The organism is Bacillus badius NBRC 15713, assembly GCF_001591605.1.
Lineage (GTDB): Bacteria > Bacillota > Bacilli > Bacillales > Domibacillaceae > Pseudobacillus > Pseudobacillus badius.
In genome coordinates, this window is sequence record NZ_BCVF01000033.1 from 1 (window position 1) to 14,698 (window position 14,698).

Sequence of the window (14,698 nt, forward strand, 5' to 3'; positions counted from 1 at the left end):
TCTGGCCTGTCTCCAACTGGAGGCAGGTTTTTTGTTGTAAAAAAGAGGGATTGTTTAATTCAGATTTCCTTAGGGTATAGCGAAAACGAGATCACCTTGGCAGCTGGGCGGATACATAAAACCAAAACAAGCGGAAGGATTTTCACTGTATAAAGAATAGCCTTGGGTTTTTGCAAAAAGATCAGGAGGGATAAGCGATGAAAAAAGAGGGTCATTCAAACAACGCAAAGGATGAACAGCTTGAACAGTTTCGCGTAGATCATAAAGGAAAGAAGATGACGACCACTCAAGGACTGCGTGTATCGGATGATGAGCATTCTTTGAAGGCTGGCGGCCGTGGACCGACGTTAATGGAGGATTTTCAGTTTCGGGAGAAGATGACGCACTTTGATCATGAGCGCATTCCGGAAAGAATTGTTCATGCCCGCGGCTTTGGAGCGCATGGTTATTTTCAGGTGTATGAGCCGATGGCAGAGTATACGAAGGCGAAATTTTTGCAGGACCCTTCGGTTAAAACCCCTGTGTTTGTCCGGTTTTCTACAGTGGCGGGATCACGCGGTTCGGCTGATTCTGTCCGCGATGTCAGAGGGTTTGCCGCCAAATTTTATACTGAGGAAGGCAACTATGATCTCGTTGGCAACAACATACCGGTCTTCTTCATTCAAGATGCGATTAAATTTCCAGACTTGGTGCATTCCTTCAAACCGGAGCCGCACAATGAAATCCCGCAGGCTTCCACCGCTCACGACACATTTTGGGATTTCGTTGCCAACAATACAGAATCTGCTCATATGGTGATGTGGGCGATGTCTGACCGGGCGATTCCGCGAAGCTACCGCATGATGGAAGGCTTCGGTGTGCATACGTTCCGTTTCGTCAATGAGCAGGGGAAGGCCCGTTTTGTGAAGTTTCATTGGAAACCGGTGCTTGGCGTACATTCGTTTGTTTGGGATGAAGCGCAAAAGCTGGCTGGCCGTGATCCCGATTTTCATCGCCGCGATTTATGGGAAGCGATCGAAATGGGAGATTATCCGGAGTTTGAGCTGGGTGTGCAAATGATCGAGGAAGAAGATGAACATACATTTGATTTTGATATTTTAGACCCGACAAAGCTGTGGCCGGAAGAGATAGTACCGGTTAAAATGATTGGGAAAATGACGTTAAACCGCAACCAGGATAATGTTTTTGCCGAAACCGAGCAGGCCGCCTTTCACCCGGGCCATGTAGTGCCCGGAATTGACTTTTCCAATGATCCGCTTCTGCAAGGACGATTATTCTCTTATACAGACACTCAGCTGATCCGTCTAGGAGGACCAAACTTCCATCAAATCCCGATTAACCGTCCTGTCGCCCCTGTGCATAATAACCAGCGCGATGGTTATCATCAAATGGCTATTGATAAAGGGCAGGTCAGCTATCATAAGAACTCCTTGCAGCAGAATGATCCGCATCCTGCCGCTGAAGCAGAAGGCGGATACGTTCATTATCAGGAAAAAGTGGAAGGCAGGAAAGTTCGCCAGCGCAGCGACAGCTTTAACGATCATTATTCACAGGCTCAGCTGTTCTGGAACAGCATGACGGATGTGGAGAAGCAGCATATCATTGAAGCTTTTCATTTCGAGGTGGGCAAAGTGAAGAGTAAAGATGTGAGACAGCAAGTTGTCGATGTTTTTGCCAATGTGGACGAGGAACTGGCCGCAGCCATTGCTGCAGGCGTCGGAGTAAAGGCGCCTTCAGGAGTCTCCGCGTCAAAGGCAGGGCTCGCTTCCCCGGCGTTGAGCCAAGAACAAAATAAGAAAAAGAGCGCAGCTACCCGCAAAGTGGCGATCCTTTTGACAGAGGGGTACGATGCCTTAACGGTCACTCCGATGCTAGAGGCCTTGGAAAAAGCCGGCGCTCACCCGGAAATAGTCAGCAGCCATGTCGGTGCTGTCAAGAGCGCAGACGGGCAAGAAGCAGAAGCAGTACACTCCTTCCTGACAAGTGACCCGGTCATATTTGATGCGGTATACGTAGCGGGCGGCAAGGAGAGTGTGGCCCAGCTGAAAGCCGGCCAAAAAGCGGCGGAATTTATTAAGGACGCCTTTAAGCATTTTAAAACAATCGGCGCCGCAACAGAAGGTGCTGAGATTCTTGCGGAAGCCGGCATCCCGGCCGGCACAGAGCCGGGTGTTACTGTTGCCCGCCAGCTGGAAGACGTGCAGGCATCCAGTGAATCATTTATTAGCGCATTGGCCGAGCATCGGCACTGGTCTCGGCAAGTGTAAAAAGAAATCAAACCGGAGGCTGTATCATCAGTCTCTAAAATAAAAACAGGCGGAGAAAAATAGTTCATTTTTCTCCGCCTGTTTTTGAGGTGTCTTACGCTTTTTCCTCAAATAGCTTGGCGATCTCGACAATCACCTGGACGGCTTTTTCCATATTATCAACAGATACATATTCAAAGCGGCCATGGAAATTCTCCCCGCCTGTAAAAATATTCGGTGTCGGCAGGCCCATATAGGAAAGCTGTGATCCGTCCGTCCCGCCGCGAATCGGTTCAACGATCGGCGTGATGCCTAGGCTTGTCATCGCTTCATGAGCAATGTCCACCACTTCCCGGACAGGTTCGATTTTTTCTTTCATGTTGTAATATTGATCGTTCAGCTCAAGGGAGACTCGCTCCGCTCCATATTTCTCTTGCAAGTTTTTGACAGCTTGCGTGAAAAATTCTTTGCGTTCCTGAAATTTCTCTTTGTCATGGTCGCGGATGATGTAATGCATTTCTGTTGTTTCTACGTCTCCCTCAATGGCAAGGAGGTGGTAGAAGCCCTCATATCCTTCTGTATACTCCGGAGCTTCACCGGCAGGGAGCTGATGCTGGAACTCCATCGCAATTTTCGCAGAGTGGATCATCTTTCCTTTTGCCGACCCGGGGTGTACGTTTTTTCCGCGAATAGTAAGTTGTGCGCCTGCTGCGTTAAAGCTTTCATACTGCAGTTCGCCGAGCGGCCCTCCGTCCACTGTATAAGCAAACTTGGCGTTAAAAGCGGCAACGTCAAATTTGTGCGGCCCTTTGCCGATTTCTTCATCGGGCGTAAAAGCGACGCGGATTTTTCCATGCTTGATTTCAGGATGCCGCAGGAGATAGTGCATGGCAGTCATAATTTCCGCGACGCCTGCTTTATTGTCTGCGCCGAGCAGCGTGGTGCCGTCTGTGGTGATTAACGTGTGGTTCTTATATTGAGCAAGCTCAGGAAAGTCGTTTGGCGACAAAACAACCGATAGCGCTTCATTGAGAACAATATCGGAGCCGTCGTAATTTTCAATAATTTGCGGCTGGACATTCTTTCCGGTGAAGTCGGTGGCCGTATCAACATGGGCCAAAAAGCCAATAACTGGCACATCCTTTGTTGTATTTGCAGGCAGGGTGGCCATTAAATAGCCATTTTCGTCCAAATGAATGTCCTGCATACCGATTGCCTTCAGCTCTTCCTCCAGCATGCGCAGCAGCGTCCACTGTCCCGGAGTTGAAGGGGTTGTTTCGCTGCTTTCGTCTGACTGTGTATCAACCTTGACATAAGAGGTAAACCTGTCAATGATTTCTTTTTTCATTCAAACACAGCTCCTTTTTGTTATGTATGTAGTTGATTGTAACATAAGCATCAGTAAGAATTAGCCAAAAAAATTCACAGCCGCATGAATTCCTCATGCGGACAGGATTACAGGGCAGAAACGGCGAAGAGAAGACTAGTATGAGAGAGGGCAGTTGTCCATATAGATAAGATAAGTGCCGCTGCTTGACAGGAAGGAATGATCCGGGACAACAGGCACGTTGATAAGATGGCTGCCGCTGCTGGGAAAGGGGTTATGAAATGGACGAGAAGCTGCTATCATTAGCGTTTTCAGTAGAAGCCAATAAGGGAGTGTATGCCCTGCTTTTAGGGTCCGGCATTTCTTATGCGGCCGGCATACCGACCGGCCGCGGCATTTTGCGGGAGCTCTGCCGGCGGATTATGTATATTAATGGAGCAGATGAGAGCGATCCGGTCGCCTGGTATGAGAAGCGGTATGGAAAAGCCCCGCTCTATAACCAGGTGATTGAATTGCTGGCAAAAACATCCTCTGAGCGCAATGGATTGCTGAAAGAGTTTTTTGAGCCGACGCTGGAGGAGGTCGAACAAAAGCAGAAGGTGCCGACAGATGCTCATTATGCGATTGCCAAGCTGGTGCAGCGCGGGTATCTTAAAGTGATCGTGACGACAAATTTTGACCGCCTTCTTGAGCATGCTCTTGATGAGCATAATATACAATATCAGACGCTTTACCATGATACCGATATTGAAGGGATGAAGCCGCTCGCTCATGCAGAGTGTACAGTGCTGAAAGTAAATGGGGATTATCGCGATACCCGCTTTAAGAATGTCACAGATGAGCTGGATAACTATACAGTTCCGCTCGCCCAGCTGTTGCGGCGGGTATTTGATGAATACGGCATTATCGTATCCGGCTGGTCGGCAGAGTGGGACACGGCGCTCCGTGAGCTGATCAGATCGGTGAAAGGCCGCCGTTATTCATGGTATTGGCACGCTTTTTCGGAAAAACTCACCCCGCATGCGGATGAGCTCATTAGCTTTCGCGATGCTAGCAAGATTGTTGATCCGAAAGGGGCCGATCACTTTTTCACCGAGTTGTATGAAAATGTTACTCATATCGCGGCCATAAAAAAGATAAGCCCGGAAAACATTCAAGTGAAAACAAAGCGGGTAAAGCGCTATATACAAGACAGGCGGGAAATTGAGTTAAGGGAGATGCTGACAGAACAGACGAGAAAGGTGTCCGCTTTTTTGTTTGGACAACACTATACGGCAGAAGAGGCATCTGCTGAAGAGCTGTCGGTCCGTGTCCAAATGATCGCAGAAAAAACAAAAACGCTTGCTATGTTCGCGGCGATTGTCGCTTATTATGCAAGAACACCCGATCAGATAGAACTGTTAATCCAGACAGCTGAACGCCTTACCGGGTCGCGGCATCATCACGGGGACCCATTTTTGTTAGCTGAACAGGAGATTCCTCTCCAAGCTGTCTTTTACAGCATCGGCATCAGCGCCGTGATGAAAAAGAATTATCAATTGCTGAACAAGCTGTTTACATTGCCTAAGGTGCAAGACCCTCACCGCCACCATCTTTCTTTTCTGGCCAGCACTTCCATGCTGAGCGACTTGGAGGGATTGTTCAGGAAAATGGCAGGCGGAAAAGCAGGCTTAACGCCAGCGTCCACACTGTTTACTTATCCGTATTTACAGCACTTGTTCATTGAAGCCAGGCTGGCGTTTGATGAACAAGAGTTCGAGCAGCACTTTGACCAGTTTGAGCTGCTACGTGCCGTTAAATGCCGCTATGAAGAAGAGACTGGGAGCGTTGCCGGACAATTCGGCTGCAAAGCAAACAACGAGTATTTGATCCGTTTTTTGAACGAAGGGGCAGAAACCGAAGACTGGCCGGTTCTGGCTATTTGTGACGGACGTCGTGAGAAATTTCTTGAGGGGCTCAGGAAGTTAGCGGCAGACCTGAATAAAAAAGACGGATTCAGCGGCAAAGAGCTTCTTAACGCCTCTAAAAAATTCCGCCGGTAGGAACCTGTAGATCAGGTTCTTTTTTTTCAAGACTTTAGATCGGCAAATAAAAGTCTATGATTCTGGCGTTCATTGACCGCACATGTTTTGCCATATAAAGAAAAGATGATCTGGCTGCCGCTGGCACTCGTTTCAAACGCAGCACGATATAAGCGATTAAAACGTTTCGTCGCTAATTTTTGTTATTTGGTCTTCCCAGTCGCGCATGATTTTCAGTCCGTCCTCATTGGCGAGGGTTAATTGTCCTTGTTTTTCAACAATGTCGGAGGTTTCATCATCGTAAATTTTCAGCTTCATCGTGTAGTTGTAACGAACGGTTCCATCTTCGTTTTCTGCTTCCTTTTTAAGCTTTACACTTTGCAATTTAATGCTTCTGTTCATCTTCTTGGCCATATCGGGAGTAAGGCTGAATGTGCGGTTCGCCAGTTGTCTTTCAAACTCTTCTTTTGAAAGGTAACGCTTCACCTTCTCCCCTATTTCTTCTCCGGTCGGGATGTTAGCAGGGTCCTCTACAGTATATTGCTCCGCTTTGTACTCCTTTACAAACCTGGCAGCCTCGCCTTCTGACACCGCATTCTTGCCGCAAGCGGCGGTGCCGATCAGCACACAAACGACTACTAAGCATCCAAGTATCTTCTTCACCGTGCTTTCTCTCCTTTCTTCTACGACTAGACTTACGGAGACGGTGAACGAAAAGTTTCAATTATCTTACAATTAATCTCTGGAAAGGAATTCAGTTCATAAAAATAAGGCCCGCCTATTAAATTTTCAGAAAAAATCATGCATAATAAAAATGATCGAAAATTGAAAAAGGGGCTGACTTTGTGAAACATATTTATACCGGCAAGACGAAAGATGTATACGAGCGGGAAGATGGCAATTATTTGTTGAAATTTAAGGATGATGTCACCGGTGAAAACGGTGTATTCGATCCGGGAGCGAATACAGTTGGCTTGACGATGGAAGGTGCCGGCAGGGCTGGTCTTCGCTTAACCAAGCATTTTTTTGAGGTTTTAAAAGAAAAAGAGATTCCTACCCACTACATTGATGCGGATATCGAGGCAGCGACGATGACCGTTCAGCCGGCTGCTGTTTTCGGCAACGGGCTTGAGGTGATTTGCCGCTACCGGGCAGTGGGAAGCTTTCTGCGCCGCTACGGCCTGTATGCGCAAGAAGGCCAGCCGCTTGATGCGTTTGTGGAAGTGACCTTGAAGGATGACGAGCGCCAAGATCCGCCCATTTCTGAAGACGCGCTTGCCATGCTTGATATCCTTTCCCACGAAGAATATAAAGAGTTGAAAGGACTAACTAGAAAGATTGCCAATACGGTAAAGGACGAGCTTGCCAAGAAGGACATTGATTTATATGATATCAAGTTCGAATTCGGCCGCGGCAAAGACGGACAAATTTTGTTGATTGACGAAATTTCAGGCGGCAATATGCGCGCCTATAAACAAGGTGAATACATAGAACCGCTTCAGCTGGAGAAAATCATGCTGGAAATGTAAGCATCCATTGACCCTAAAGCCTGCAGCACCGGTTTTGGGGTTGTTTTTTATGTAGGCTTTTTTGAGTGAATGAGGAAGAAATCAATAGGAAATAATCACAGAGTCTTTATTTTGAAAAAGCCTCGTTTTCAACACGCTATTCTTAATAAATTCAGCTTGTGAAATTGAGTGAAAATTAGCGAAATTGCTTATCTTTTGTAGTATGATAGTAGGTGTAGTAAAATGGAAAAAGAAAGCCATTTAGGCAGGAGTGCAGGTCTCTTGCTAACTTTGAAGGAGTGATTCATTTGGCTATTGTCCTCCAGAAAGGGCAGAGAATTGATTTAACAAAAGGCAACCCGGGACTTGAGAAAATTATGGTCGGCCTTGGCTGGGACCCGATTCAGAAGAAATCTGGCGGTCTGCTTGGCATGTTCGGCGGGGGCGGCAGCTCAAACTTTGATATTGATGCTTCAGTGATTATGCTTCAAGATGACAAGTTTGTCAGCAATGAACAGTTGATTTATTTCGGCAACCTGAAAAGCAGCTGCGGCAGCATTGTACATACAGGAGATAACTTGACAGGAGAAGGAGAAGGGGATGACGAGCAGATTCTTATCGATCTGAAGCGTGTGCCTTCTCATGTGACCAAGCTTGTTTTTGTGGTGAATATTTACGACTGTGTTTCGCGCAAGCAGGACTTTGGCATGGTGGAAAACGCTTTTATCCGTGTAGTCAATTCGGCCAATGGAGAAGAGCTGCTTAAATTCAACTTATCTGAAGACTATTCCGGTTCTACAAGTTTGACAGTAGCAGAGATTTATCGTCACGGCTCTGATTGGAAGTTTGCTGCGGTCGGAACCGGCACACGCGATACCGGGCTTCGTGAAATGGTTCGTCGCTATACTTAACTAAAAAATTAGGAAAGAGGGAGTTCATATGGCAATTTCATTAAGCAAAGGGCAAAAAGTAGACTTAACAAAAGGCAATCCCGGATTAAAACACATTACTGTTGGTCTTGGCTGGGATACGAATAAGTATGACGGCGGCCATTCATTTGACCTGGATTCTTCCGTATTTCTTTTAACGGGCGCCGGCACATGTGAAAGTGAGAAGGATTTCATTTTCTATAACAACTTGGAGGGCGGAAATGGTTCTGTTGTTCACTCAGGCGATAACTTAACGGGTGAAGGAGACGGCGATGATGAGCAGGTAAAAATTATGCTTGCTGATGTGCCTGCTTCCATCGAAAAAATCGCCTTCACGATCACGATTCATGACGCAGAGACACGCAACCAAAACTTTGGGCAAGTGTCCAACAGCTATGTGCGCATTGTGAATGCAGACAACAATGAAGAGTTGATCCGTTATGACCTTGGCGAGGACTTCTCTATTGAAACAGCCATCGTTGTCGGAGAGCTTTACAGACATAACGGCGAATGGAAATTTAATGCGATCGGCAGCGGTTATCAAGGCGGGCTGGCATCGCTCGTGAAAGACTACGGACTGCAAGTGTAAGAACGGCCTAGCCGTGCACATTGGAAAAGCTTTCGCTTTATCATTGAGTAAGGAGGAGTTTGACAATGGGGATTACATTATCTAAAGGCCAAAAGATTGATTTAACAAAAACCAATCCAGGTCTTGTCAAAGCAGTGATTGGTCTTGGCTGGGATACGAATAAATATTCCGGAGCCCGGGAGTTTGACCTGGATGCATCCGCTTTTCTTGTCGATGCAGGCAATCGCTGCCAAAACGATCACGACTTCATTTTTTACAACAATTTGCAGCATCCAAGCGGTGCGGTTGTTCATACAGGGGATAATCGGACGGGTGAAGGGGAAGGCGATGATGAACAATTAATCGTGGATTTCTCCAAAATTCCGGCCTATGTGGACCGAATCGGCATTACCGTAACGATTCACGAGGCGGATTTGCGCAACCAGAATTTCGGACAAGTATCCAATGCGTTCGTTCGTCTCGCGGATGAAGCAACCGGGCAGGAGCTGCTCCGCTTTGATTTAGGAGAAGATTTTTCGATTGAAACAGCCGTGGTTTTTTGTGAATTGTATAAGCACGGAGGCGATTGGAAGTTCAGCGCCGTCGGCAGCGGCTTCTCTGGCGGGTTGGCAGCGCTTTGCCGCAACTACGGGTTAGAAGTTTAATTTTTTAAAGCCAATAAAGGGCAGAAAAGCCTTTTATTGGTTTTTTTCAACAGGAGGAACGAATGGATATTATTCATGGTATTTTTAATACGTATGCTGCCTTCTTTGATTGGCACATGTGGGCAGAAGTGCTAACCGATCCAGTCAGCTGGGGGTTAATCGGCACACTTGTCATTCTTGAAGGCTTGCTTTCAGCTGATAATGCGCTTGTGCTCGCTGTTATGGTTAAGCATCTTCCGCCCAAACAGCGGAAAAAAGCTTTATTTTACGGTTTAATTGGAGCTTATGCTTTCCGGTTTATTGCCATCGGGGTCGGTGTGTTTCTGATTAAATTATGGTGGGTCAAGCTTTTGGGTGCCGCGTATCTCGCCTGGCTGTCAATTAAGTACTTTATCGATAAATCCAAAGGAGAAGACGGTGAGGATGAAGCAGAAAGCGGTTTAAAAACAGAAGGATTTTTGATTCGCCTATTCGGCACCTTTTGGGGCACGGTCGTGGCTGTTGAAATTATGGATATCGCTTTCTCAGTCGATAGTGTCCTTGCGGCATTTGGTGTCAGTGAAGAAATTTGGGTGCTCTTGCTGGGCGGCATGCTTGGGGTCCTCATGATGCGGGGAGTGGCTGGTGTATTCCTGAAGCTGATCGAAAAAATTCCAGAGCTGGAAACAACCGCTTATATTTTAATTGCTTTGATCGCGTTGAAAATGGCTGCAAGTGTCGCTCATTACGAAGTGTCTCATTATGCGTTCTTCATTGTGCTAGTCATTACATTCCTGGCTACGTTTGTCGTTCACCGCATGAACCAGCGCAAGATGACTGAGCAGGAAGCAGCGGCGGGCAAGAAAGAGGAATAAAGGGCTTGCTCCCTGTTTCCAGATAAAGAGTGATGCAGAAATAGACGTTATCTATATTTTTTAAAGAAGGAGTCTCCCTCCTTCTTTATTTATAAGAAGGTGTAAAAGCTTGAGATACTTTAATCATTTGCCGGAACTGCACTTGGAAGGATTTTTCTATAAAAAGCCGATGGTCGTTAATAAATATACCGACAGGACCAAGCTTGCCTATAGTCTTGGCCCGCTATTATACATGCCGGCAACGAGAAGGGACATTGCCCAGCTGATCATGTCCAACAAATACCGGGAGCTTACGGCCCTTGCTATCTGTTTGGAAGATGCGGTGGGGGATCTTGAGGTCGCGCAAGCCGAGGAGTCATTAATTTCTCAGATGGCGACCATTGAGGAGGCGGCGGCAGAAGGCCGGCTCACGGATGAAACCGCTCCCTTGATTTTTATCCGCGTCAGAAGCCCGCATCAGATGCGCGAGCTATCTTACCGCTTAGGCTCTTCTTTAGAGCAGGTAACCGGTTTTGTATTTCCTAAGTTCTCCTCGAAAACTGGTGAAAGCTTTCTTGCTGAACTGGAGCAGATCAATAGGCAATCAGGTACTGTTCTTTATGGGATGCCGATATTGGAATCGCCTGAAGTGCTGCATAAAGAACGCCGGCTAGACGAGCTGCTGCATATCAAGGAAATCGTTGGCCGGTATGAGGAGCTTATCCTTAACATTCGCATCGGCGCCACTGATTTGTGCGGGCTGTACGGCTTGCGAAGAAGCAGTCAAATGACTGTATATGATATTGCGGTGGTGAGCGAGCTGATTACCGATATCGTGAATTTGTTTAGCAGGGAGCCCGGCGGCTATGTTGTATCAGGACCGGTATGGGAATACTTTTCCAACAGTCAGCGGATTTTGAAGCCGCAATTGCGCCAGACGCCTTTTGAAAAGCAATTCGGCTCAGAGGGATTGCGTTTAAGAAAAGAGCTCATCAGTAAAAACTTCGACGGTTTAATTCAAGAAACACTGCTTGACCAAGCGAATGGATTAGTTGGAAAGACGATTATTCACCCTTCTCACCTGCTTCCGGTGCAAGCTATGCATGTCGTTTCCAAAGAGGAATATGTAGATGCTTTAAGCATTGTTCAGCAGGCGAATGGCCGCAAGGGTGTGTTTAAAAGCGAATTTCAAAACAAAATGAATGAAATTAAGCCCCATTTAAAATGGGCGGAAAAAATACTAATGAAATCAGATATTTACGGGGTGTTCCATGAAAACAGCACATTCATCGACTTACTATCCGAACCGGTATACACATAATATCGGCAGATTTTTAAAGGTAGACGTGCAAATAGACGAAAATCCATATAACCTTCCGGCAAAAGCATTATATGAAATGGCTGCACGGATCAACAAGAAGCGGTCTTTTCTGTTCGTCAGCAAGGTGCTGGGCAAGCATATCCCGCTTCACCCTTCTATTCCTTCTATTGCTTCAGCCTTGCTTGCTTCACTTTATTATGAGAGGGAAACCGGCGATCAGCTGCCTGGCAAAGAGCAGCTTATTGAAGCATTAAACGGCGGTTCAGCCGAGCAGCTGGAAGCAGCTTACTCCCTCGCAACAAATATGACGTATTCTCCAGAAAAGCCTCTGCTATTTATCGGCTTTGCGGAAACAGCAACCGCACTTGGTCATGGAGTGTTTGACTGTTTCAGCCAATCAACTTATATCCATTCCACACGGGAGATGCTTCTCGATAAAGAAGTCACCCTTTATTTTGAGGAAGAACATTCGCATGCGACCGATCAGCGCTGCTACGCACCCGAAGAGAGCTTAGATAATGACAGGCCGATTTGTCTTGTAGATGATGAAATCACAACCGGAAAGACGGCCTTGAATATCATTGCTTCCATCCAAAGGAAATATCCGCGGAAACAGTATGTTGTGCTTTCCTTGTTAGATTGGCGCACAGAACAAGATCGGCAGAGAGTGAAGGAGTTTGAGCGGGAATGGGGCATTGAGATTCACACGCATTCGCTGCTGTCAGGGTCTATCCAGGTCCATGGAGCGCCTGCTATGGAAGAAGGACGGATCAGCGACAAGCCTTCCGCAGATAAAGAGCCGGAGTACAGTCGGATCAGCCTTCGTTCGATCAGCCCTCCTATTCCGTCTATTGCTTATTCATCTATTGATTCATTAGGTGCAACAAACGAGGCTCCTTATTTGGCGATAACGGGACGCTTTGGCCTTTCCTCAGAAAACAAAGGCGCCATAGAGGACTATTGCCGTAAAATCGGAGAGCATTTGCTGATGAAAAGGCAAGGCAAGCGGACACTTTGCCTTGGCACGGGAGAATTTATGTATATCCCGATGAAAGCGGCTGCTCATATGGGGGAAGGCGTTTGGTATCATTCGACGACCAGAAGCCCGATTTTTCCTCTCAATGAAGACGGATATCCGGTAAGAAGCCGTCTGGCCTTTGAAAGCCCGGATGATCCGGCGATTATGAACTATGCCTACAATGTGCTCGATTGCGCCTATGACGAAGTGTTTATTTTCTTCGAGCGGCCGGTGGACGAGAAGAGGCTTTCTGCTCTTTTGCGCGAGTTTCGCAGCTTGCCGCACATTCATATTGTTAATTTTAATTGAAAGGAGCACTCAGATGATAAAGAATGAGAGACAAACCGTGCTGGGCAGCTATTCCTCGGAGGATGTGATATTTCTTCTGAAAGATTTGTCTGCCGCTGACCTTGAGAAAAGCACTGCGGAGCGAGAGCTGGCCATTCAGCAAGGTATACATTATTCAGAAATGCTCCCGGTAGAGTATCAGCCGACAAGAGAATATTTGCAGCTGTTTGACGAATCGCTTGATACATACAAACAAAAGGTAGCGATTGCGGCAGGAACAGTGTGCGAGTTAGTCATGGAGGAAAAAGGACGGGACATCGTATTCGTCTCGCTCGCTCGGGCGGGAACGCCAATTGGCATTTTAATGAAACGGTACGCCCAAAAAGCTCATGACTGGACAATTCCCCATTACAGCGTATCGATCATCCGAGGACGGGGAATCGATGAAAATGCGCTGTTGTATATATTGGATCAGCACCCCAGTAAACGGCTGGTCTTCATCGATGGCTGGACAGGGAAGGGGGCCATTTCCAAGGAGCTGGCGCGTTCTGTGCGTTTGTTTGAAGAGCGGCACGGCAGAGTGCTGGACGATGAACTGGCCGTACTGGCTGATCCCGGGCATTGCTCTTCCTTGTTCGGTACAAGAGAAGACTTTCTTATTCCGAGCGCCTGTTTGAATTCTACCGTTTCCGGACTTGTGAGCCGGACAGTTTTAAATGATAATTGGATTAAAGACGGCGACTTTCATGGAGCAAAGGTATACAAGGAATTAGCGGAACAAGATGTGTCCAATCAGTACATTGATGTGATTACAGCTGAATTTGAGGCCGCTTTGCCGCTCATACAACAAGCGAAAGCAGAGCTGCAGCAAATGGACAGGACGCCGACATGGAAAGGGCTTCAGTCGATCGAAACGATTCAGCGGGAATTTGGCATTCAAGATACGAACCTCATTAAGCCGGGCGCAGGAGAGACGACAAGGGTGCTTCTTCGCCGTATTCCTTGGAAAATTCTTGTGAAGGATAAGAGCGACTCTCGTTTAAAGCATATTTTCCAGCTGGCAAAAGAGAGGAATGTTCCAGTGGAGGAATATAAGAATATGTCTTATACATGCTGCGGGCTGATTAAGCCAATGGAGACAGACCAATGATTTTTGCGAGTGATTTAGACCGCACGCTAATCTATTCCAGCAAGTTTTTAGAGGGAGCGGAGCCGGATAGGCCGATCCGCAATGTCGAAATATATAAAGGCAAAGAAATTTCCTTCATGACCGAAAAGGCGATCCGTCTTCTAAAGGAATTGTCACAGCAAATGATGTTTGTTCCGGTTACTACCCGGACAGTCGAGCAGTACAGGCGCGTCTCGCTTTTTCAGACAGAAATCTGTCCCAAGTATGCGATTACTTGCAACGGCGGCGTGATTCTCGAAAATGGGCAAATAGACCGCCATTGGCAAGAGTATGTGCAAACAAAAATTAATCAAAGCAAGACGTCTTTGGAAGAAGTGAAAAAGAGAGTAGTAGAAACGGCAGATGCTGTGTGGCTGGAATCCATCCGGACAGTAGATCCTTTTTTCATCTATTTAATTATTAAGCCGGAGCTCGCTCCGGCCGAGGTGCTGAATGAGTACGCAAGATGGGCTGCAGGGCAAGGCTGGGAGTTTTCCCATCAGGGCAGGAAAGTTTATTTTATTCCGAGCTTTATAAACAAATGGGACGCTGTGCAATACATTGCCGAGAAAGAGGGAAAGAAGCCCGTTTTGACAGCGGGGGATTCTTATTTAGATGTCTGTTTAATTGAAAAATCAGGCTGCGGCTTGATTCCGCGCCATGGGGAAGCGGCAGCGGACTATGGCCATTTGGGGCTAACTGAAACCTCAGGTATCGCAGCAGCCGAAGAAATAGTGGAAGCCGCCCTATTGAAAAAGCTTGAAGCCGCTCTTTAAGTTTAGTTGCAACTGACCGCATTCCTTCAT

13 protein-coding genes are annotated in these 14,698 nt (G+C 47.0%); 11 read left to right on the forward strand and 2 right to left on the reverse strand.

The features are described from left to right. Nucleotides 1-197: 197 nt before the first annotated feature. Nucleotides 198-2,267: a catalase gene (locus BBA02S_RS14990; protein WP_041113839.1), complete on the forward strand. Its 2,070-nt coding sequence runs from the start codon at nt 198-200 to the stop codon at nt 2,265-2,267. A 94-nt stretch (nt 2,268-2,361) separates the two neighbouring features. Here the strand turns inward: BBA02S_RS14990 and pepT are convergent, their stop codons facing one another. Further along, complete coding sequence (gene pepT / locus BBA02S_RS14995) at nt 2,362-3,594, reverse strand: peptidase T (protein ID WP_041113838.1); 1,233 nt, start codon at nt 3,592-3,594, stop codon at nt 2,362-2,364. A gap of 260 nt (nt 3,595-3,854) precedes the next feature. Between pepT and BBA02S_RS15000 the strand changes: the two genes are divergently transcribed. Then, complete coding sequence (locus BBA02S_RS15000; RefSeq protein WP_041113837.1) at nt 3,855-5,615, forward strand: SIR2 family protein; 1,761 nt, start codon at nt 3,855-3,857, stop codon at nt 5,613-5,615. 156 nt (nt 5,616-5,771) lie between these two features. Here the strand turns inward: BBA02S_RS15000 and BBA02S_RS15005 are convergent, their stop codons facing one another. Then, nucleotides 5,772-6,257, reverse strand: coding sequence for a hypothetical protein (locus BBA02S_RS15005; protein ID WP_041095554.1), 486 nt, complete (start codon nt 6,255-6,257; stop codon nt 5,772-5,774). A 182-nt stretch (nt 6,258-6,439) separates the two neighbouring features. Here BBA02S_RS15005 and BBA02S_RS15010 point away from each other — a divergent pair, with 182 nt between their 5' ends. From BBA02S_RS15010 to BBA02S_RS15050, 9 genes are all read left to right on the forward strand, one after another. Then, nucleotides 6,440-7,123 (forward strand): phosphoribosylaminoimidazolesuccinocarboxamide synthase, encoded by a 684-nt coding sequence (locus BBA02S_RS15010; RefSeq protein WP_041095553.1) that lies wholly within the window; start codon nt 6,440-6,442, stop codon nt 7,121-7,123. 287 nt (nt 7,124-7,410) lie between these two features. Further along, nucleotides 7,411-8,013 carry a TerD family protein gene (locus BBA02S_RS15015; protein WP_041095552.1) on the forward strand — a complete coding sequence of 201 codons (603 nt, stop codon included), beginning with the start codon at nt 7,411-7,413 and terminating at the stop codon, nt 8,011-8,013. A 28-nt stretch (nt 8,014-8,041) separates the two neighbouring features. Continuing rightward, on the forward strand, nt 8,042-8,620 hold the full coding sequence (locus BBA02S_RS15020; RefSeq protein WP_041113836.1) for a TerD family protein: 579 nt from the start codon (nt 8,042-8,044) through the stop codon (nt 8,618-8,620). A gap of 65 nt (nt 8,621-8,685) precedes the next feature. Then, on the forward strand, nt 8,686-9,264 hold the full coding sequence (locus BBA02S_RS15025; RefSeq protein ID WP_041095550.1) for a TerD family protein: 579 nt from the start codon (nt 8,686-8,688) through the stop codon (nt 9,262-9,264). A 62-nt stretch (nt 9,265-9,326) separates the two neighbouring features. After that, nucleotides 9,327-10,118, forward strand: a complete 792-nt coding sequence (locus tag BBA02S_RS15030) for a TerC family protein (protein ID WP_041095549.1) — start codon at nt 9,327-9,329, stop codon at nt 10,116-10,118. A 109-nt stretch (nt 10,119-10,227) separates the two neighbouring features. Beyond that, nucleotides 10,228-11,418, forward strand: coding sequence for an HpcH/HpaI aldolase/citrate lyase family protein (locus BBA02S_RS15035; RefSeq protein WP_041095548.1), 1,191 nt, complete (start codon nt 10,228-10,230; stop codon nt 11,416-11,418). Further along, a complete protein-coding gene (locus BBA02S_RS15040) occupies nt 11,369-12,745 on the forward strand; it encodes a phosphoribosyltransferase family protein (protein ID WP_082040236.1) in 1,377 nt (458 codons plus the stop codon). Before BBA02S_RS15035 ends, BBA02S_RS15040 begins: the two co-directional genes overlap by 50 nt. Nucleotides 12,746-12,758: 13 nt before the next feature. Next, entirely contained in the window at nt 12,759-13,874 is a 1,116-nt protein-coding gene (locus BBA02S_RS15045; RefSeq protein ID WP_041113835.1) for a cysteine protease StiP family protein, read from the forward strand. Next, on the forward strand, nt 13,871-14,668 hold the full coding sequence (locus tag BBA02S_RS15050) for an HAD family hydrolase (RefSeq protein ID WP_041095546.1): 798 nt from the start codon (nt 13,871-13,873) through the stop codon (nt 14,666-14,668). The genes BBA02S_RS15045 and BBA02S_RS15050 overlap by 4 nt, the downstream gene beginning before the upstream one ends. Nucleotides 14,669-14,698 lie beyond the last annotated feature (30 nt).